Source organism: Paracoccus sp. MBLB3053, from assembly GCF_031822435.1.
Classification (GTDB): domain Bacteria; phylum Pseudomonadota; class Alphaproteobacteria; order Rhodobacterales; family Rhodobacteraceae; genus Paracoccus; species Paracoccus aurantius.
Window position 1 is genome coordinate 1,456,158 of the sequence record NZ_JAVQLW010000001.1, and the last position, 20,101, is coordinate 1,476,258.

A 20,101-nucleotide genomic window follows, 5' to 3' on the forward strand; every position below is an offset into this window, starting at 1 on the left:
TGCCAAGTCGCTGCAATTCCTGATAATTGCCGGTGTGGCCTTGACCCGCAGCGGCGCCTGGCTAGCTTTTGCGTGAAATTCAGGAGGGCGTGATGGATCTGATGGGAAAAGCGACCGAACTGGTCGGGGCTGCGATGGTCGCGTTGCGCCGCAAGGATGCGCCAGATACGCAGGCGATCGGGACGACGCCGGCGATACCGCAGGCAAAAGAACAGGGCATCATGACGCTCAAGATGCCAACCGCAACCGGTTGGGCCAAGGGACAGAAGCCGGTCGCCGCGCCAGGCCTGCAAGTGAATGCCTTCGCGTCGGACCTTCACCATCCGCGCTGGGTCGAGGTCCTGCCCAACGGCGATGTGCTGGTGGCCGAATCGATGCAGGCGGACCGCAAGCCGCGTTCGGTCATGGATCACGCCATGATCGCCACCATGCGCCGTGCCCGGGCGGTCGGGGTCAGTGCAAACCGCGTCAGTCTGTGGCGCGACAAGGATGGCGACGGCGTGGCCGAGATCCGCGAGGTCTTTGTCGAGAACCAGAACCAGCCCTTCGGAATGGCGCTGGTGGGCGATACGTTCTACCTCGGGAATACCGACGGAATTCTGGCCTTCGGCTATGACCATGCAAGTGGCAAGATCATTGGCGAGGGTCGCAGGCTGGTCGAGTTCAAGCCGGGCGGTCACTGGACGCGCAGCCTGATCGCCTCGGCCGATGGCAAGCGGCTCTATGCGGGCGTGGGTTCGCTGAGCAATATCGGCGATGAGGGTATGGAGGCCGAAGAAGGCCGCGCGGCGATCTGGGAACTGGATCTGGAAACCGGCAATGCGCGGATCTTCGCGGGCGGATTGCGCAACCCCGTGGGTCTGGCCTGGGAGCCGAATACCGACGCGCTGTGGACAGTCGTGAACGAGCGCGACGGCCTGGGGGACGAAACGCCGCCCGACTACCTGACTTCGGTTCGTGATGGCGGGTTCTACGGCTGGCCCTATTGTTATTGGGGTCAGACCGTCGATGACCGCGTACCGCAAGATGCGAAGCTGGTCGCAAGCGCGCTGCAACCTGATTATGCATTGGGTGGGCACACGGCTTCGCTGGGGCTATGCTGGATGCCTGAGGGCACACTGCCCGGATTTGGCGACGGGATGGTAATCGGCCAGCACGGGTCGTGGAACCGCTCGATCCTCAGCGGATACAAACTGATCTTTGTGCCCTTTGCCGACGGCAAGCCCTCGGGGCCGCCCCGCGACATCCTGTCCGGCTTCCTGTCCGAGGATGAGAAGAAATCCTACGGCAGACCTGTCGGCGTGACCGTGGGGCCGGATGGCAAGTCGCTGCTGATGGCGGATGACGTGGGAGATATCATCTGGCGGGTCAGCGGGGCCTGACGTTCCGCGGGCGTCGCTGTTTCACAGGAAACCATACCGGATCGGCCGCAGGGGTTTGACAATCGCCTGCCGCACGTCTTGAAGCGGCGGGCCGAAACTCCGGCGAAGGAGACAGAGATGGTCGAGATCCCGCAAATCACCGAATTGCGCGCCCTGGGCGACGAGACCAAGGCCGCAGACTTGGCGGCCTATCACAAGGCCGAGCGCCCGTACCTTGGCGTGCCGGTTCCGGTCATCGACGAGTTGGCGCGCGTCTGGCGCGCCGAGCTGGACGTCGAAGGTAGACTGGAACTCGCACGCGAGCTTTGGACTAGCGATATCCACGAGGCGCGCGTCGCGGCGGCAAAGCTTCTGACCCAGGCTCGCATTCGGCCTGATGAGGGGGCGTGGCAGCTCATCACAAGCTGGGTGGCCGAATTCGACGCTTGGGCGATTGCGGATCATGTCATGAAGGCGGGTGAGAAGCGTCTCGTGGCCGACCCCGCGCGGCTCGACGAGGTCGAGACCTGGTTGGACGATGCCTCGCCTTGGGTGCGTCGCGCCGCGTTGGTCGGCACCCTTCCCTGGACCCGTATCCGTAATCCCAAGGCCGAGGATCTGGCGCGTCGCGAACGAATCCTCGGCTGGTGCGAGAAACTGGCGGATGACCACCAGAAATTCGTCCAGAATGCAATCGGCTGGTGGTTACGCGACCTGTCAAAGCATGACCCACAGCGCGTCGCCACCTGGCTTGATGCGCATGGTGCGCGCCTGAAGCCCTATGCCAGACGCGAGGCCGGGCGCTGGCTGAAGGACAAGCCTGAGCCCGATCAGCCTTCGTAGACCACCAGTTCCGGAAGGTCGGTCAGGCTTGCCCCCAACATCTGCAACGCTGGAAGCGAGACCTGGCTGCCGCCGCTGGCAGGGCCGCCCAGGGGGATCAGCCGGACATTGGCGGATTTCCCTGTCGCGGCGTTGACGAGTCTGCCATTGGTCTCGGATTTCACGAGAGGGGTCTTGATCCAGAAGCCTGGCTGCGAAGGGTCCCCGAGCGAAGCGATGGTGGTGCCGATCTTGCGTTCGCCACCGGTAGACGCTGCCGCCGCCCGAGCCTTGTCCGCGCTCGTGGTGGTATCCAGCTGGGCCGCGGTCCGGCCTTCATCCGCGCCGATCGACGAGGCCGAAACTGTCTTGCCCGAACTGCGCGGCGCTGTCGCCCCAGCAATGGCGGCGGTTTCGCTGAAGACACCGGGATCATCGGCCCGAGGCTCGGCCGAAGGCTTCTTCATGGCGCTGTCCCCCTGGTTGCAGGCGGAAAGAGCAAGGATTGTCAGGACGCCGGTCAGGCGCAGAAGCGGCTTGGTCATGGACATGTCCCGTCGTTCTTTTCTCTGGACTGAACCCAAGGCTACCCCCCGCCACGGTGAGCTGTCCATCGGAAGTCATGGTTCTGGTTGCAGCACTATTAACGGATCGGCTGGCTTGTGCCGATAGTCGGCGGGGCTTATCTTCAAGGGCATGAACGCGCAGCCCCCCCTGATCGACCCGTTTGCCCGACCGATCACTTATCTTCGGGTGTCGGTCACGGACCGCTGCGATTTCCGCTGCACTTATTGCATGTCCGAGCATATGCAGTTCCTGCCCAAGCGCGATCTGCTCACGCTCGAAGAACTGGACCGACTTTGCTCGGTCTTCGTGGATCTCGGCGTGCGCAAGCTGCGCATCACCGGCGGCGAGCCGCTGGTGCGGCGGAACATCATGGAGTTTTTTCGGGCCATGTCGCGTCATCTGGGGCAGGGGCTCGACGAATTGACCCTGACCACGAATGGCAGCCAGCTTGCGCGCTTCGCGGGAGAATTGGCTGATTGCGGTGTGCGGCGGATCAATGTGTCTCTCGACACGCTGGATCCGGATCGCTTCGCCCGTATCACCCGCTGGGGGCGGATGTCGCAGGTCCTGGAAGGAATCGCGGCCGCTAAGGCAGCCGGGATGCGGGTCAAGATCAACACCGTCGCACTAAAGGGTTTCAACGAAGACGAGCTTTTCAGGCTGGTCGACTGGTGCGCTGCCGAGGAACACGACCTGACCTTCATCGAGGTCATGCCGATGGGTGAGATGGGCGAGGAGGAGCGGCTGGACCAGTACTGGCCGCTGACCGACCTGAGCCAGAGGCTGGAAGAGCACCTTACCTTGACGCCCCTTGCCGAACGCACGGGCGGCCCGGCGCGCTATGTACGGGTCAAGGAGACAGGGCAGAAGATCGGCTTCATCACGCCGCTCACGCATAATTTCTGCGAAAGCTGCAACCGGGTCCGATTGACCTGCACGGGCGAGCTGTTCATGTGCCTTGGGCAGGAGGATCGTGCCGACCTGCGCGCGCCACTGCGTGCCAGCGACGACAATCTCCTGCTGAGCGATGCGGTGCGCGAAGCGATCATGCGCAAGCCCAAGGGCCATGATTTCGACTATTCACGCCGCCATGTCTCGGGTCAGGTCAGCCGCTACATGAGCCATACGGGCGGCTAGGATTCGCGGCTGTTTCGGCCTTGCGGTCAAGTCCGCGCGGGTCCGCCCATTCAGGCAGTTGCCGTGATACCCCGATGCGGTGCTGCCGCATCGGCAACTTTCCCGGAATTGCGCTGTCTTCTTCCCCATGGATATGCCATCTGCCCTGGGCGATGAGTGGAATGCGAGCTGGGTCAGCGGATACTGGCTGGCAAGCGGAAATGTTCGCTTGATGTTCCGTTCACGGTTGCCATTTCCCGCGTGATGCCTATCTCATTCGCTTGGCGGAAACAGGACGTGGCGATGGAACAGAAGTTCATCGAGGTTCGCGGCGCGCGCGAACACAATCTGAAGGGCGTGGATATGGACATCCCGCGCGACAAGCTGGTGGTCATCACCGGCCTGTCCGGCTCGGGCAAGTCCAGCCTCGCCTTCGACACGATCTATGCCGAGGGGCAGCGGCGCTATGTCGAAAGCCTGTCGGCCTATGCGCGCCAGTTCCTCGACATGATGGGCAAGCCGGATGTGGACCATATCAGCGGTCTTTCCCCGGCGATCTCCATCGAGCAGAAGACCACCTCGAAAAACCCGCGCTCGACCGTCGGCACGGTGACCGAGATCTATGACTACCTGCGCCTGCTTTTCGCCCGCGCCGGCACGCCCTACAGCCCGGCGACAGGCTTGCCGATCGAGGCGCAGCAAGTCCAGGACATGGTCGATCGGGTGATGGAGATGCCCGAGGGCACGCGCGCCTATCTGCTTGCGCCGATCGTCCGCGACCGCAAGGGCGAGTACAAGAAAGAGTTCCTTGAGCTTCGGAAACAGGGCTTCCAGCGCGTCAAGGTGAATGGCGAGTTCTATGAATTGGACGAGCCGCCGACCCTCGACAAGAAATTCCGCCACAATATCGACGTCGTCGTCGACCGCATCGTGGTCCGCGAAGGGATGGAGACCCGGCTTGCCGACAGTTTCCGCACCGCGCTGGACCTTGCCGACGGCATCGCGCTTCTGGAAACCGCGCCCGCCGAGGGCGAGCCCGAGCGCATCACCTTTTCCGAGAATTTCGCCTGCCCGGTCTCGGGCTTCACCATCCCCGAGATCGAGCCGCGGCTGTTTTCCTTCAATGCGCCCTTCGGCGCTTGCCCTGTTTGCGACGGGCTCGGGGTCGAGCTGTTCTTCGACGAACGGCTGATCGTACCGGATCAGGCGCTTTCGGTCGCGCAGGGTGCGTTGGCGCCTTGGGCAAAGTCGAAATCCGCCTATCTGACCCAGACCGTGAATGCGCTGGCCAAGCATTACGGCTTCGACAAGAAGACCCCGTGGAAGGACCTGCCGCAGGACGTGCAGCAGATGTTCCTGCAGGGTTCGGGCAAAGAGGAAATCCCATTCCGCTTCGACGATGCGGGTCGCATCTACGAGGTCTCGCGCCAGTTCGAGGGCATTATCCCGAACATGGAGCGCCGCCTGCGCGAGAGCGACAGCGCCTGGGTGCGCGAGGAATTCGAGAAATACCAGAACAACCGGCCCTGCGGCGCCTGCGCGGGATATCGGCTCAAGCCCGAGGCGCTGGCCGTGAAGATCGCGGGCGCACATGTCGGCAATGTCACCGAGCTTTCGATCCGCGAGGCGCTGGCCTGGATCACCGACGCGCCGAAGCATCTGAGCAAGCAAAAAAACGAGATCGCCCATGCCATCCTCAAGGAAATCCGCGAGCGGCTGGGATTCCTGGTGAATGTCGGGCTCGATTACCTGACCCTGTCGCGTGCGGCGGGGACTTTGTCGGGCGGCGAAAGCCAGCGCATCCGGCTGGCAAGCCAGATCGGCTCGGGGCTGACCGGGGTGCTTTACGTGCTCGACGAGCCTTCGATCGGCTTGCACCAGCGCGACAATGACCGGCTTCTCGACACGCTGAAAGGTCTGCGCGACCAGGGCAACTCGGTCATCGTCGTCGAGCATGACGAGGACGCGATTCGCCATGCCGACTATGTCTTCGACATGGGGCCGGGCGCGGGTGTGCATGGCGGGCAGGTAGTTTCACGTGGCACGCCGGCCGAAATCGCCTCGGACCCTTCGAGCCTGACCGGGCAGTACCTGTCCGGCTCGCGAGAGATCTCGATCCCGGCTGAACGTCGTGAAGGCAAAGGCAAGGCGGTCAAGGTGATCGGCGCGACCGGCAACAACCTCAAGAACGTCACCGCCGAATTCCCGCTGGGCAAGTTCGTCTGCGTCACCGGCGTCTCGGGCGGCGGCAAGTCGACCCTGACCATCGAGACCCTGTTCAAGACCGCCTCGCTGCGGCTGAACGGCGCGCGCCAGACGCCCGCGCCCTGCGAGACGATCAAAGGGTTGGAACTGCTCGACAAGGTCATCGACATCGACCAACGCCCCATCGGGCGCACGCCGCGTTCGAACCCCGCGACCTATACCGGTGCCTTCACCCCGATCCGCGACTGGTTCGCGGGACTGCCCGAGGCCAAGGCGCGGGGCTACAAGCCCGGCCGCTTCAGCTTCAACGTGAAGGGCGGCCGCTGCGAGGCCTGCCAGGGCGACGGTGTCATCAAGATCGAGATGCATTTCCTGCCCGACGTCTACGTCACCTGCGAGACCTGCAAGGGCAAGCGCTACAACCGCGAGACGCTGGAGGTCCAGTTCAAGGGCAAATCCATCGCCGACGTGCTCGACATGACGGTCGAGGATGCGCAGGAATTCTTCCGCGCCGTGCCCTCGATCCGGGAAAAGATGGATGCGCTGGTCGAGGTGGGGCTGGGCTATATCAAGGTCGGTCAGCAGGCGACGACGCTGTCGGGCGGCGAGGCGCAGCGGGTCAAGCTATCCAAGGAATTGTCGCGCCGCGCCACCGGCAAGACGCTGTATATCCTCGACGAACCGACCACGGGCTTGCATTTCGAGGATGTGCGCAAGCTGCTGGAAGTGCTGCACAGCCTGGTCGATCAGGGCAATACGGTCGTGGTGATCGAGCACAACCTCGATGTCATCAAGACCGCTGACTGGATCATCGACATCGGCCCCGAAGGCGGCGATGGTGGCGGCCGGATTGTCGCGACAGGCACGCCAGAGGAAGTTGCCGAGATCCCCGAAAGCCATACCGGCCGCTATCTTGGACCGATGCTGGAAGCCGCGCGAAGCCGGGCTGCCGAGTGATACCCGCCCGAAACTGGCAGCGGTTGGAAGGTGGCGGGCTCGCGCTTGGGGGCGTGATGGTCGCGGGATTTGCATCTCCGGGATGGCCATGGTGGGCGTGGGTTCTTGCGTTGCTCGCGCCGGATCTTGCGATGCTGGGCTATGCCGTGGGAAGGCGGGCAGGCGCCGCGACCTATAACCTCGCGCATCTTTACGCGATGCCTTTCCTGCTGATGGTGCTGGGTGTGGCGTCCGGCTCGACTGCGGTCATTTCGGCGGGTGGGCTTTGGCTCGCACATATCGGCGTCGATCGCGCGCTTGGCTACGGATTGAAGCTGTCGTCCGGTTTCCATGACACCCATCTGGGACCGATCGGTCGGAATTCGTCAGACTGAAAGTGTTTGCTGCGCCATGCCTTGCCGCATTCTGAGGCGGTAAGGAGGTGGTCTGCGGCTTCAGCCGCAGCTACAATGCGTGACAATGAGCCCTCACCGTTGACCCTGCCCGCAGGCGGGGCTAAAGGGGCGCTTAGCCAAACCCATCGCGGGGCGCCAACCGGGTTCCTGCGAGCGAAAGGGAGCCCAAATCCAGTGGAATACCTGCTGCAAGAATATCTGCCGATCCTGGTTTTTCTGGGAATGGCCTCAGCGCTGGCGATCGTGCTGATTCTCGCCGCCGCCATCGTTGCCATCCGCAATCCGGACCCGGAAAAGGTCAGCGCATATGAATGCGGCTTCAACGCTTTCGACGACGCGCGGATGAAGTTCGACGTCCGGTTCTACCTGGTTTCGATCCTGTTCATCATCTTCGATCTCGAAGTCGCCTTCCTCTTCCCCTGGGCCGTGAGCTTTGCGGGCCTGACCGATGTGGCCTTCTGGTCGATGATGGTTTTCCTGGGCGTCCTGACGGTTGGCTTTGCCTATGAATGGAAGAAAGGGGCGCTGGAATGGGCGTGATGACCGGTGCCAACACGGCCGGTGCGGATCGTGAATTCGCTACCGCCGAATTGAATCGCGAACTGCAGGACAAGGGTTTCCTGCTGACCACGACCGAGGACATCATCAACTGGGCGCGCAATGGCTCGCTGCACTGGATGACCTTCGGTCTGGCCTGCTGCGCGGTCGAGATGATGCAGACCTCGATGCCGCGCTATGACCTCGAGCGGTTCGGCACCGCGCCGCGCGCGTCCCCGCGTCAGTCGGACCTGATGATCGTCGCGGGCACGCTGACGAACAAGATGGCCCCGGCTTTGCGCAAGGTCTATGACCAGATGCCCGAGCCGCGCTATGTCATCTCGATGGGCAGTTGCGCCAATGGCGGCGGCTACTACCACTATTCCTATTCCGTGGTGCGTGGCTGTGACCGCATCGTGCCCGTGGACATCTATGTTCCGGGCTGCCCCCCGACTGCCGAGGCGCTGCTATACGGCATCCTGCAACTCCAGCGCCGCATCCGGCGCACCGGCACTCTGGTGAGGTAAGCCATGGTCGATACCGTAGCCCTGGCCGAACTGGCCGAGCATGTTTCACTGCGTCGCGCGAATGACGTCGTTTCGACCGAGATCGCCTTCGATGAACTGACCGTCACGGTCACGGCCTCGGGCCTGGTCGGGCTGATCGAGTTCCTGCGAAATGACGCGAACTGCCGCTTCTCGACGCTGATCGACATCACGGCCGTCGATAACCCGTCGCGCCCGGCGCGCTTCGACGTGGTTTATCATCTGCTGTCGATGTACCAGAACCACCGCATCCGTGTGAAGGTTCAGGTCCGCGAGGACGAGGTTGTCCCATCGCTGATCGGGGTTTTCCCGGGCGCGAACTGGTATGAACGCGAGATCTTCGACATGTTCGGGATACTGTTCTCGGGTCATCCGGATCTGCGCCGTATCCTGACGGATTACGGGTTCCGGGGCTACCCGCTGCGCAAGGACTTCCCCACCACGGGCTATGTCGAAGTGCGCTGGAATGATGTTGAGAAACGCGTGGTCTATGAGCCCGTGAACCTCGTTCAGGAATATCGCCAGTTCGACTTCCTGTCCCCGTGGGAAGGCGCGAAATATGTGCTTCCGGGCGACGAGAAGGCGCCTGAGGCGAAAAAGTGACCGCAGAGCGGCGCAGCTTCATCTGCGCGCCACGCATCGCATGTAAGGGATGACCATGGACGGCGACATCCGCAAGAACAGCTATGACGACGGATCGATGGACGCCCTGACCGGCGAACAGAGCATCCGTAACTTCAACATCAACTTCGGCCCGCAGCACCCCGCCGCGCACGGCGTGCTGCGCATGGTTCTGGAACTGGACGGCGAGATCGTCGAACGTGCCGACCCGCATATCGGCCTGCTGCATCGCGGCACCGAGAAGCTGATGGAAAGCCGCACCTATCTGCAGAACCTGCCTTACCTCGACCGCCTCGACTATGTGGCGCCGATGAACCAGGAACATGCCTGGTGCCTGGCGATCGAGCGTCTGACCGGAACGGTCGTGCCCCGTCGCGCCAGCCTCATCCGGGTGCTTTATTCGGAAATCGGGCGCATCCTGAACCACCTGATGGGGCTGACGACCGGCGCGCTTGACGTCGGCGCGTTGACCCCGCCGCTTTGGGGCTTCGAGGCCCGCGAAGAGCTGATGGTGTTCTATGAACGCGCCTGCGGCGCCCGTCTCCACGCGGCCTATTTCCGTCCCGGCGGGGTTCACCAGGATCTGCCGCCAGACCTTCTCGATGATATCGAAGAATGGTGCGAGCGCTTCCCGCGTCTGTGTGATGACCTGAACACGCTCTTGACCGAGAACCGGATTTTCAAGCAACGCCTGGTCGATATCGGCATCGTGACCGAGGAAGACTGCCTGAACTGGGGTTATACGGGCGTCATGGTGCGCGGCTCGGGCCTGGCATGGGACCTGCGTCGCAGCCAGCCCTATGAGTGCTACGACGAGTTCGAGTTCCAGATCCCGGTCGGCAAGAATGGCGATTGCTACGATCGTTATCTGATCCGCATGCAGGAAATGCGCGAATCCTGCAAGATCATGAAGCAGGCGATCCAGAAGCTGCGGGCCGAGCCGGCCGGCGACGTTCTGGCGCGCGGCAAGCTGACGCCGCCGAGGCGCGGCGAAATGAAGCGCGACATGGAAAGCCTGATCCATCATTTCAAGCTTTACACCGAGGGCTTCAAGGTCCCGGCGGGTGAGGTCTACGCCGCCGTCGAGGCGCCCAAGGGTGAATTCGGCGTCTACCTGGTTGCCGATGGCACGAACAAGCCGTGGCGCGCCAAGCTGCGGGCTCCGGGCTTTGCCCATCTCCAGTCGATCGACTGGATGTCCAAGGGCCACATGCTGGCCGACGTTCCGGCGATCATCGCCACTCTTGATATCGTTTTCGGAGAGGTTGACCGCTGATGCTGCGCCGTCTTTCCCCTGTTCAGCCGGACTCGTTCGAGTTCAGCCCCAAGAACCTTGAATGGGCTCAGGCCCAGATCACCAAATACCCGGAAGGTCGCCAGCAATCGGCGATCATCCCCGTTCTATGGCGCGCCCAGGAACAGGAAGGCTGGCTGTCGCGGCCGGCGATCGAATATTGCGCCGATCTGCTGGGCATGCCCTATATCCGCGCGCTGGAAGTGGCGACCTTCTACTTCATGTTCCAGCTGCAACCGGTCGGGACCGTCGCGCATATCCAGATCTGCGGAACCACGACCTGCATGGTTTGCGGCGCGGAAGACCTGATCCGGGTCTGCAAGGAAAAGATCGCGGCCCAGCCCCATGCCCTGTCGGCCGATGGCCGTTTCAGCTGGGAAGAGGTCGAATGCCTCGGCGCCTGCACCAACGCCCCCATGGCCCAGATCGGCAAGGACTTCTACGAAGACCTGACCGTCGAGAAGCTGTCGGCGCTGATCGACAGCTTCGCGGCGGGCGAGGTTCCGGTTCCCGGCCCGCAGAACGGTCGCTTCTCGGCCGAGCCGCTGGGCGGAGCGACCACGCTGACCGCCGAATCCGGAGAGGCGCATAACGGCAGCGTCGCCATTGCGGTCAAGCTGGGCGACACAGTGAAGCGTATCGACGGCACCGAGGTGCCGATCACGACGCCTTGGCTCGGCAAAGTGACCGAGACGGAAAAGGGTGATATCAACGGCTAAGGGCCAAATGCCGGCCTCGGGTAGACAGGGAAGCTGCTGACCATGGAACGATCGGTTTGCAACAGGAATTGCTGGATCTTGGGCGCGATTGCCGGGGTCGTGGTGCTGTTGTTCACTTCGGGCATCGGTGAGCTGGGTCTGGCCGGCGGGCTGTTCCTGGGCCTTATCACCTTCGCACTGTTCGGCGCGCTGATGGTCTGGCTTGTATGCGGCACCCGGCCCGACCTGTTCGAAGGCGATGATGGCATGACGGGCCTCGACTGGGAACGCGAGGCGGTCGAGCATCAGCCGACCGCAATGCTCGTCTCGGCATCGCTCGGCCCCGAGCCGGTCACCTCTGCGACGCAGATGCCGATCATGGCCGGGGCCATGCCGGCACCCAGGCCCACTCCGGCACCGGTCACGGCTTCCGAGCTGCAGCCCGATGATCTGCGCCGCATCAAGGGCGTCGGCGAAAAGCTTTCGGTCTGGCTGAATGAAAACGGCGTGACACGCTTCGATCAGATCGCCGCCTGGGACGATGCCGCCGTCGCGGAATTCGCCCATCGGCTGGGCCGGATGGGTGGCCGGATCGAGGCGGATGACTGGGTTGGTCAGGCGAGGCTGCTGGCCCGAGGTGGTGAGACCGAGCATTCGCGCTTGGTCGATCGTGGCGAGAGCACTTGATGCCTCGCCCGGCAAAGGATAGCTCGTCGCGCGCGGCAGCCCCTGTCGCGGCGTCGGCCGATCCGGGCCAGATGCGGCTGGTGGCGGTGGTGATCGCCGTCACGATGCTGGGTTGGCTTGGGCTGCAATGGTTGGGGGGTCAGATGGGCTGGCCCGCGAAATACGCCTTCCTCGCCGATCTTGTGGCGATGGGGGCCTTGATCTGGTCGCTTCTGGTGACCTGGCGGATCTGGCGGCGGCGCAATGCGCCCTCGCAGGGACAAGGATGAATTTGGGATGCTGAACGATCAGGACCGGATCTTTACGAACATCTACGGCATGGGCGATCGCAGCCTGGCCGGGGCGCGTAAGCGCGGCCACTGGGACGGCACCGCCGGGATCATCCAGCGCGGCCGCGATTCGATCATCAACGAGATGAAGGCATCGGGCCTGCGTGGCCGTGGCGGCGCAGGCTTCCCGACCGGGTTGAAGTGGTCCTTCATGCCCAAGGAATCGGACGGCCGTCCGGCCTATCTGGTCATCAATGCCGACGAATCCGAGCCCGCGACCTGCAAGGACCGCGAGATCATGCGGCACGATCCGCATACCCTGATCGAGGGCGCGCTGATCGCCAGCTTCGCCATGAATGCGCACGCGGCTTACATCTACATCCGTGGCGAGTTCATCCGCGAGCGCGAGGCCCTGCAACTGGCCATCGACGAATGCTATGACGCGGGCCTTCTTGGCCGCAACGCCGCCGGTTCGGGCTGGGACTTTGACCTCTATCTGCATCACGGCGCAGGTGCCTATATCTGCGGCGAAGAGACCGCGCTGATCGAATCGCTCGAAGGCAAGAAGGGCATGCCCCGGATGAAGCCGCCGTTCCCGGCGGGCGCGGGTCTTTATGGCTGCCCGACGACGGTGAACAACGTCGAATCGATCGCGGTGGTCCCGACCATCCTGCGTCGCGGCGGCGAATGGTTCGCAAGCTTCGGCCGTCCCAACAATGCGGGCGTCAAGCTGTTCGGCATGACCGGCCATGTCAACACGCCCTGCGTCGTCGAAGAAGCCATGTCGATCCCGATGCGCGAACTGATCGAGAAGCATGGCGGCGGCGTGCGCGGTGGCTGGAAGAACCTCAAGGCCGTGATCCCCGGCGGCGCATCCTGCCCGGTCTTGACCGCCGAGCAATGCGAAAACGCCATCATGGACTATGACGGCATGCGCGAGCTGCGCTCGTCCTTCGGCACCGCCTGCATGATCGTGATGGATCAGGACACCGACATCATCAAGGCGATCTGGCGCCTCTCCAAGTTCTTCAAGCATGAAAGCTGCGGCCAGTGCACGCCCTGCCGCGAAGGCACCGGCTGGATGATGCGCGTCATGGACCGCCTGGTGCGCGGCGAGGCCGAGGTCGAGGAAATCGACATGCTCTTCGACGTGACCAAGCAGGTCGAGGGCCACACCATCTGCGCCCTCGGCGACGCGGCCGCCTGGCCGATCCAGGGCCTGATCCGCAATTTCCGCGAGGAGATCGAGGACCGCATCAAGGCCAAACGCACCGGGCGCATGGGCGCCATGGCCGCGGAGTAATCCAACAATGGTTCCTCCCTTCGACATTCCGGCTTGGAGGTCCCCCATGGCGGGGGCCGCGCGCTTGCGTGCCTGCCGGAATGGGCGGGGGATCACGGCCGGCTCGCGTCTTGGTGTCCGGTCCGGGCAGGAGCCCCATGTTATGACGAAGCGTCATGACAAGGAGGCATATGCCATGAAACCGATTGCTGTCGCGCTGATCGCCGCGACGCTTCTTGCAGCGGGACCTGCAGTCGCGCTCGAGCCGCTGAGCCAGGAAAAATACGTGAACGACCGGCTGATCGCGGCGCGGATCGCGGACCGCATCCGTCGTGAATGTCCGACCTTGGACGCGCGGATACTTTATGCCTATGGCGAGGCACGCAAACTCAAGCGCTATGCCGAGCAGAAGGGATATTCCGCAAAGGAAATCGATGCCTTCCTCGACAGCAAGGAAGACAAGAAGCGCATCTATGCCGTGGCCGACGACTACCTGAACCGCAAGGGCGCAAGGAAAGGCGACGCGCAAAGCTATTGCGCCGTGGGTCAGCAGGCCATTGCCGACAAGAACCTTATCGGCAGCTTTCTGGTGGCGAAATGAAGGCGTGGATGAATCGCATGGGGCTGGCGTTGATGGCAGCTTCAGCCGCCGCGATGATCGCGGCGGACGCTTTTGCGGGCGAGCCTTCCGACCCATTCGCCCCGACCGCTCAGAAATTCTACCTCGAGTTCGACACGCTCGCGCCTCTGGACATCAATTGTGATGCCAGCGGCCCGGGGGTGCGCACCAAGGTCACACGCAACCTTGCAGGCAAGCCGATCCTGCGCATCACAGGCAATGCCGATCAGGCAGAGATCGCATGCTGGCGCTCGGACGGTAGCCGTTACACCACGACCGCAAATCGCGCGCTTCGCTACACCGCGGGCGAGCCGATCCACGCGACGGTGAGCTTCAACCGAGACCGCGACGCGATGACTGTCGTCCTGCGCCGGGGCGTGAAGGAACGCATCGTCAAGGTCCTGCATCGCTCATTCGTCAGGGTGCAGTGATGGGGGGTATGCGGTTGGAATTGAATGCGGAACTGAAAACCGGGCCAGCCTTCGGCCAGCAATTGAATCGCGCGAGAGCCGCCGGATCGCGTTCCGGCAAGACGATGCTTCGTCACCGCGACGGATAAGGAAAGACAAGATGGCAGATCTTCGCAAGCTCAAGATCGACGACAAGATTATCGAGGTCGATCCGAACATGACCCTGATCCAGGCCTGTGAACTGGCCGGGGTCGAGGTGCCGCGTTTCTGCTATCACGAGCGGCTGTCGATCGCCGGCAACTGCCGCATGTGCCTTGTCGAGGTCGTCGGCGGCCCGCCGAAGCCCGCGGCATCCTGCGCGATGCAGGTCAAGGACCTGCGCCCCGGCCCAGAGGGTGCGCCGTCGGAGATCAAGACCAACTCGCCCATGGTCAAGAAGGCCCGCGAAGGGGTGATGGAGTTCCTGCTCATCAACCACCCGCTCGACTGCCCGATCTGTGACCAGGGCGGCGAATGCGACCTGCAGGATCAGGCCATGGCCTACGGTGTCGATTTCAGCCGCTATCGCGAACCGAAGCGCGCGACCGAGGACCTGAACCTTGGCCCGCTGGTCGAGACCCACATGACCCGGTGCATCAGCTGCACGCGCTGCGTGCGCTTCACCACCGAGGTCGCAGGCATCACCCAGATGGGCCAGACCGGTCGCGGCGAGGATGCCGAGATCACCAGCTATCTGAATGAAACCCTGGCCTCGAACCTGCAGGGCAACATCATCGACCTCTGCCCGGTCGGCGCGCTTGTCTCGAAGCCCTATGCCTTCACAGCCCGCCCCTGGGAACTGACCAAGACCGAGTCGATCGACGTGATGGACGCGCTGGGTTCCAGCATCCGCATCGACACCAAGGGCCGCGAAGTCATGCGCATCATGCCGCGCAACCATGATGGTGTGAACGAGGAATGGATCAGCGACAAGTCGCGCTTCGTGTGGGACGGGCTGCGCCGCCAACGTCTCGACAAGCCCTACATCCGTGAAAACGGCAAGCTGCGCCCGGCCTCATGGCCCGAGGCACTGGAAGCTGCGGCCCGTGCCATGAAGGGCAAGAAGGTTACCGGCTTGATCGGGGATCTCGTTCCGGTCGAAGCGGCCTTCAGCCTGAAGCAGTTGATCGAAGGTCTGGGCGGCAAGGTCGAAAGCCGCACCGACGGCACCCGGCTGCCTGCCGGAAACCGCTCGGCCTATGTAGGCAATGCCTCGATCGCCGATATCGACAGCGCCAAGCGCATCCTGCTGATCGGGACCAACCCGCGCGAGGAAGCGCCGGTGCTGAATGCCCGGATCCGCAAGGCCTGGGCGAACGGCGCCGATGTGGCGCTGATCGGCACGGCCGCAGATCTGACCTATGATTACGCCCATCTCGGGACCGATCGCGCGGCGCTTGCCGACCTGCTGAACCAGGACCTCGCCGATGAGGCGGGTACTCCGGGGCTGGTGATCGTCGGGCAGGGCGCATTGAACGAAGCGGATGGCGAGGCCGTCCTGGCCCATGCGATGCGGATCTGCGAACTGGGCGGCTGTAAGCTTCTGGTGCTGCACGCTGCGGCTGGCCGCGTCGGTGCACTGGATGTGGGCGCCGTGACCGAAGGTGGCATTACCGCGGCCATCGAGGGCGCCGAGGTGATCTACAACCTCGGCGCCGACGAGGTTGAAATCGCAGCCGGCCCCTTTGTCATTTACCAGGGCAGCCATGGCGACCGTGGCGCGCATCGCGCCGATCTTATCCTGCCGGGTGCATGCTATACCGAAGAAAACGGTCTTTTCGTGAACACCGAAGGCCGTCCGCAACTGGCCATGCGCGCGAACTTCGCGCCGGGCGAGGGCAAGGAAAACTGGGCGATCCTGCGCGCGCTTTCGGCCGAACTGGGCGCGACGCTACCTTGGGACAGCCTGGCGGGTCTGCGCCGCAAGCTGATCGAGGCGGTGCCGCATCTCGCGCAGATCGACAGCGTGCCGGCCAATGCCTGGCAGCCACTCGAATTGCGCGACATGGGCAAGGCGGATTTCCGTCTGGCCGTGAAGGATTTCTACCTGACCAACCCCATCGCGCGCTCTTCGCCGCTGATGGGTGAGCTTTCGGCAATGGCGGCGGCGCGGCGGGCGCCGGCAATGGCAGCGGAGTGAGGTTTGATGGCGAGCCGCGTGGCAGGACTGTTCGGATTGGGGCTGACAGCGGCATTGCTGGCGGGCTGCTCGGGCGAAACCGCTGAAACGCGACCTCCGAGCAAGCCCGACGAATTGAACGTGGCCGTCGTTCACAGCGATGCAGGGGCACCCGACAAGCAGGTCATCTCGCGCGGTCGGATCTCGACCAAGTCGGGCGACATCCTGATTCTCGAGCCCGATGGGTCTGTCAGCGAGATGACGCTGGACAGCCCCGAGGGCCGGGATGCCTTTGCGGTAAGCGAGGCGGATCTGATGGCGCTGAACGGAAACCTGGATCTCGATCTGTCGGGCGTGCCCAGCATGGGGCCGGTGCGCAGCCGCGGAATGACCGCGCAGGAAAAGGCGCTGGCCGAATTCAAGGCGCGCACGAAGCCCATGCGTCTGAACCTGCCAACGAGCTTTGCCGCCGATCCCAAGGACTTCGAGGGGGCGGCAGTCAAGACATGGGCCCGCACGAACAAATCCGGGAACAGTCTGGTCGAAGTGACGGCAAATCTGCGTGGTGGGGTGGACGCCGACACCGCGTTCGCCTATGCCACATGCGCGCTGGCCAATTGGGCGGATGCGAACGGGACCCCCTACGCTCGCCACATTCGGACATTGCGCGACAAACGCAATGGCAAGATGGTCGTCGGCTCGGTTTTCACTCTTTCAGAGAAGAAACCGATGGGGCTGACGGTGATGACAACGAAAGACACCTTGCAGGAATGCAAGTCGCGCGGCATTCCCGCGGCGTGATGAGAGGGACGAAAGATCATGGCTGAATTTTGGGCCTCATCCTACGGTTTCGCGCTGAGCCTGCTGCTGCAGGGGCTCGCCGTCATCGCCTTCGTCATGGGCTCGCTGATCTTCATGGTCTACGGTGACCGCAAGATCTGGGCTGCCGTGCAGATGCGCCGCGGTCCCAACGTGGTCGGCCCCTGGGGCTTGCTGCAGACCTTTGCCGACGCGCTGAAATACATCGTCAAGGAAATCGTCATCCCCGCCGGGGCCGACAAGTTCATCTTCTTCCTTGCCCCCTTCCTTTCCATGATGCTGGCGCTATTCGCCTTTGTCGTGATCCCCTTCGACGAAGGCTGGGTCATGGCGAACATCAATGTGGGCATCCTCTTCGTCTTCGCGGCCTCCTCGCTCGAGGTCTATGGCTCGATCATGGGCGGCTGGGCCTCGAACTCGAAATACCCGTTTCTCGCCTCGCTGCGTTCGGCGTCGCAGATGATTTCCTACGAGGTCTCGATGGGCCTCATCATTATCGGCATCATCATCTCGTCGGGCTCGATGAACCTGACCGAGATCGTGCATGCCCAGAAGGGCGACTGGGGCCTCTTGAACTGGTACTGGCTGCCGCACCTGCCGATGGTCGTGCTGTTCTTCGTCTCGGCACTGGCCGAAACGAACCGCCCGCCCTTCGACCTTGCTGAAGCTGAATCGGAGCTGGTCGCGGGCCACATGGTCGAATATTCCTCGACCCCCTACCTGCTTTTCATGGCCGGTGAATACATCGCGATCTACCTGATGTGCGCGCTGCTTTCGCTGCTGTTCTTCGGCGGCTGGCTTTCGCCCGTGCCGTTCATCGCCGATGGCTGGTGGTGGATGGTCATCAAGATGTGGTTCTGGTTCTACATGTTCGCAATGGTCAAGGCGATCGTGCCGCGCTACCGCTACGACCAACTCATGCGGATCGGTTGGAAAGTGTTCCTGCCCCTGTCGCTGGGCTGGGTGGTCCTGGTCGCGATCCTTGCGCGCTACGAAGTGTTCGGTGGTTTCTGGGCCCGCTTCACGATCGGAGGGTAAGGGATGTATTCCAACAAGCTAGCCGAGGCATTCGCCAAAGCCAGTGAGACCGACAAGATCGAACTGGCCCATTTCCTCGCCAATAATCTCGACACGGCGGAGCATGCCAAGGACGGCGCCCGCGTGCGCGAATACGTCGCCGCATTCGACCGCTTCGCGGCACCCAGGAAAGGGGAGCAATTCTGATGGCCTTCGATTTCGCGCGGGCGACCAAGTATTTCCTGATGTGGGATTTCATCAAGGGTTTCGGCCTTGGGATGCGCTATTTCGTGTCGCCCAAGCCGACACTGAACTACCCGCATGAAAAAGGCCCGCTCTCGCCCCGTTTCCGCGGCGAGCACGCCCTGCGCCGCTACCCGAATGGCGAGGAACGCTGCATCGCTTGCAAATTGTGCGAAGCGGTCTGCCCGGCTCAGGCCATCACGATCGATGCCGAACCGCGTGTGGACGGCTCGCGGCGCACCACGCGATATGACATCGACATGACGAAATGCATCTATTGCGGCTTCTGCCAGGAAGCCTGCCCGGTGGATGCCATCGTCGAGGGTCCGAACTTTGAATACGCGACCGAGACTCGCGAAGAGCTGTTCTATGACAAGGAAAAGCTCCTTGCGAATGGCGAGCGCTGGGAAGCCGAGATTGCCCGCAACCTGCAACTGGATGCGCCCTACAGATGAGTGATGCGTTCACCAAGCTTTTCGCGCAGATGCTGGCCTCGGGCCAGGAAATGGCGCGCGCCTTCAACCCGGCGCTCGAACATTTCGACATGCGCGCAATGGAAAAGCTGGTGCCCATCATGCCGGCCGACATGCTTGAAATGTGGTTCGGCAAGACCTTCAACCGCGAGGGGCTGGACGCCAAGACGCGTCTGCTTCTCACCATCGGCGCGATTACCGTTCAGGGCGCGCTTGCCGAGCCGCAGCTGCGCATGACGATCCGTCAGGCGCTCGAGGCCGGCGCCACGAAACGCGAGATCGCCGAGACGATCTTTCAGATGAGCATGTTCGGCGGGCTGCCTGCGATGCAGAAGGCGCTCGAGATCGCCCAGAGCGTCTATGCCGAGGAGGACGAGGAATGATGACCTTCGCTTTCTACCTGTTTGCGATCAGTGCCTGTGTCGCAGGCTTCATGGTCGTGATCGGCCGCAACCCGGTTCACTCGGTGTTGTGGCTTATCCTTGCCTTCTTTTCGGCCGCGGGGCTGTTCGTGCTGCAGGGCGCGGAATTCGTCGCCCTGTTGCTGGTCGTCGTCTATGTCGGCGCCGTTGCGGTGCTGTTCCTTTTCGTCGTCATGATGCTTGACGTGGACTTCGCCGAATTGAAGGGCGAACTGGCACGTTACCTGCCACTTGCGCTGGTGATCGCCGTCGTGCTGCTGGCGCAGCTTGGGATCGCTTTTTCGGGCTGGACCCCGGCCGAGACCGCGCAAAGCCTGCGCGTCGCGCCGATGGCCGAGGGCGTCCAGAACACTCAGGGCCTGGGCTTGGTGATTTATGATCGCTACCTGCTGAACTTCCAGATCGCCGGCCTGATTTTGCTGGTCGCGATGATCGGAGCGATCGTGCTGACCATGCGCCACCGCCGCGACATCAAACGCCAGAACGTGCTTGAGCAGATGTGGCGCGACCCGGCCAAGACGATGGAATTGAAAGACGTGAAGCCGGGGCAGGGGCTCTAAGCCCGGCCGGCTGCCGAAAGCCAA

Annotated in this window: 23 protein-coding genes; 22 read left to right on the forward strand and 1 reads right to left on the reverse strand. The window is 63.0% G+C overall.

Features of this window, described 5'->3' with window-relative positions:
• Nucleotides 1–92: 92 nt before the first annotated feature.
• Nucleotides 93–1,382, forward strand: coding sequence for a PQQ-dependent sugar dehydrogenase (locus tag RGQ15_RS07370; RefSeq protein WP_311159567.1), 1,290 nt, complete (start codon nt 93–95; stop codon nt 1,380–1,382).
• 117 nt (nt 1,383–1,499) lie between these two features.
• A complete protein-coding gene (locus RGQ15_RS07375; RefSeq protein ID WP_311159568.1) occupies nt 1,500–2,204 on the forward strand; it encodes a DNA alkylation repair protein in 705 nt (234 codons plus the stop codon).
• Here the strand turns inward: RGQ15_RS07375 and RGQ15_RS07380 are convergent.
• Nucleotides 2,192–2,728 carry a hypothetical protein gene (locus tag RGQ15_RS07380; RefSeq protein ID WP_311159569.1) on the reverse strand — a complete coding sequence of 179 codons (537 nt, stop codon included), beginning with the start codon at nt 2,726–2,728 and terminating at the stop codon, nt 2,192–2,194. The genes RGQ15_RS07375 and RGQ15_RS07380 overlap by 13 nt on opposite strands.
• 151 nt (nt 2,729–2,879) lie before the next feature.
• Here RGQ15_RS07380 and moaA point away from each other — a divergent pair, with 151 nt between their 5' ends.
• The 20 genes from moaA to RGQ15_RS07480 all read left to right on the forward strand — a co-directional run bounded on the left by moaA (nt 2,880) and on the right by RGQ15_RS07480 (nt 20,077).
• A complete protein-coding gene (gene moaA / locus RGQ15_RS07385; RefSeq protein WP_311159570.1) occupies nt 2,880–3,887 on the forward strand; it encodes a GTP 3',8-cyclase MoaA in 1,008 nt (335 codons plus the stop codon).
• Nucleotides 3,888–4,169: 282 nt separating this feature from the next.
• On the forward strand, nt 4,170–7,028 hold the full coding sequence (uvrA, locus tag RGQ15_RS07390; RefSeq protein WP_311159571.1) for an excinuclease ABC subunit UvrA: 2,859 nt from the start codon (nt 4,170–4,172) through the stop codon (nt 7,026–7,028).
• The gene (locus tag RGQ15_RS07395) at nt 7,025–7,402 is read left to right on the forward strand and encodes a DUF4260 domain-containing protein (RefSeq protein ID WP_311159572.1); all 378 of its coding nucleotides are present in this window, start codon (nt 7,025–7,027) and stop codon (nt 7,400–7,402) included. The genes uvrA and RGQ15_RS07395 overlap by 4 nt, the downstream gene beginning before the upstream one ends.
• 195 nt (nt 7,403–7,597) lie before the next feature.
• A complete protein-coding gene (locus RGQ15_RS07400) occupies nt 7,598–7,963 on the forward strand; it encodes an NADH-quinone oxidoreductase subunit A (RefSeq protein WP_311159573.1) in 366 nt (121 codons plus the stop codon).
• Entirely contained in the window at nt 7,954–8,487 is a 534-nt protein-coding gene (locus RGQ15_RS07405) for a NuoB/complex I 20 kDa subunit family protein (protein WP_172645167.1), read from the forward strand. The genes RGQ15_RS07400 and RGQ15_RS07405 overlap by 10 nt, the downstream gene beginning before the upstream one ends.
• Nucleotides 8,488–8,490: 3 nt before the next feature.
• Nucleotides 8,491–9,108, forward strand: a complete 618-nt coding sequence (locus RGQ15_RS07410; RefSeq protein ID WP_311159574.1) for an NADH-quinone oxidoreductase subunit C — start codon at nt 8,491–8,493, stop codon at nt 9,106–9,108.
• 55 nt (nt 9,109–9,163) lie between these two features.
• Nucleotides 9,164–10,402 (forward strand): NADH-quinone oxidoreductase subunit D, encoded by a 1,239-nt coding sequence (locus RGQ15_RS07415; RefSeq protein WP_311159575.1) that lies wholly within the window; start codon nt 9,164–9,166, stop codon nt 10,400–10,402.
• Nucleotides 10,402–11,139: an NADH-quinone oxidoreductase subunit NuoE gene (nuoE, locus tag RGQ15_RS07420; protein WP_311159576.1), complete on the forward strand. Its 738-nt coding sequence runs from the start codon at nt 10,402–10,404 to the stop codon at nt 11,137–11,139. Before RGQ15_RS07415 ends, nuoE begins: the two co-directional genes overlap by 1 nt.
• A gap of 42 nt (nt 11,140–11,181) precedes the next feature.
• The gene (locus RGQ15_RS07425; protein ID WP_311159577.1) at nt 11,182–11,805 is read left to right on the forward strand and encodes a hypothetical protein; all 624 of its coding nucleotides are present in this window, start codon (nt 11,182–11,184) and stop codon (nt 11,803–11,805) included.
• Nucleotides 11,805–12,074 (forward strand): DUF5337 domain-containing protein, encoded by a 270-nt coding sequence (locus tag RGQ15_RS07430; protein ID WP_311159578.1) that lies wholly within the window; start codon nt 11,805–11,807, stop codon nt 12,072–12,074. Before RGQ15_RS07425 ends, RGQ15_RS07430 begins: the two co-directional genes overlap by 1 nt.
• A gap of 7 nt (nt 12,075–12,081) precedes the next feature.
• Entirely contained in the window at nt 12,082–13,377 is a 1,296-nt protein-coding gene (gene nuoF / locus RGQ15_RS07435; RefSeq protein WP_311159579.1) for an NADH-quinone oxidoreductase subunit NuoF, read from the forward strand.
• A 175-nt stretch (nt 13,378–13,552) separates the two neighbouring features.
• Nucleotides 13,553–13,957, forward strand: coding sequence for a DUF5333 domain-containing protein (locus RGQ15_RS07440; protein ID WP_311159580.1), 405 nt, complete (start codon nt 13,553–13,555; stop codon nt 13,955–13,957).
• Between the two features lie 8 nt (nt 13,958–13,965).
• On the forward strand, nt 13,966–14,406 hold the full coding sequence (locus RGQ15_RS07445; RefSeq protein WP_311159581.1) for a hypothetical protein: 441 nt from the start codon (nt 13,966–13,968) through the stop codon (nt 14,404–14,406).
• Nucleotides 14,407–14,545: 139 nt separating this feature from the next.
• The gene (nuoG, locus tag RGQ15_RS07450; protein ID WP_311159582.1) at nt 14,546–16,564 is read left to right on the forward strand and encodes an NADH-quinone oxidoreductase subunit NuoG; all 2,019 of its coding nucleotides are present in this window, start codon (nt 14,546–14,548) and stop codon (nt 16,562–16,564) included.
• A 6-nt stretch (nt 16,565–16,570) separates the two neighbouring features.
• Nucleotides 16,571–17,344, forward strand: coding sequence for a hypothetical protein (locus tag RGQ15_RS07455; RefSeq protein ID WP_311159583.1), 774 nt, complete (start codon nt 16,571–16,573; stop codon nt 17,342–17,344).
• An 18-nt stretch (nt 17,345–17,362) separates the two neighbouring features.
• A complete protein-coding gene (gene nuoH / locus RGQ15_RS07460) occupies nt 17,363–18,400 on the forward strand; it encodes an NADH-quinone oxidoreductase subunit NuoH (protein ID WP_311159584.1) in 1,038 nt (345 codons plus the stop codon).
• Between the two features lie 3 nt (nt 18,401–18,403).
• Nucleotides 18,404–18,586, forward strand: coding sequence for a hypothetical protein (locus tag RGQ15_RS07465; protein WP_311159585.1), 183 nt, complete (start codon nt 18,404–18,406; stop codon nt 18,584–18,586).
• Complete coding sequence (nuoI, locus tag RGQ15_RS07470) at nt 18,586–19,077, forward strand: NADH-quinone oxidoreductase subunit NuoI (protein WP_311159586.1); 492 nt, start codon at nt 18,586–18,588, stop codon at nt 19,075–19,077. The genes RGQ15_RS07465 and nuoI overlap by 1 nt, the downstream gene beginning before the upstream one ends.
• Nucleotides 19,074–19,478: a carboxymuconolactone decarboxylase family protein gene (locus RGQ15_RS07475; RefSeq protein WP_311159587.1), complete on the forward strand. Its 405-nt coding sequence runs from the start codon at nt 19,074–19,076 to the stop codon at nt 19,476–19,478. The genes nuoI and RGQ15_RS07475 overlap by 4 nt, the downstream gene beginning before the upstream one ends.
• A complete protein-coding gene (locus RGQ15_RS07480) occupies nt 19,475–20,077 on the forward strand; it encodes an NADH-quinone oxidoreductase subunit J (RefSeq protein ID WP_311159588.1) in 603 nt (200 codons plus the stop codon). Before RGQ15_RS07475 ends, RGQ15_RS07480 begins: the two co-directional genes overlap by 4 nt.
• The last annotated feature ends 24 nt before the right edge of the window (nt 20,078–20,101 follow it).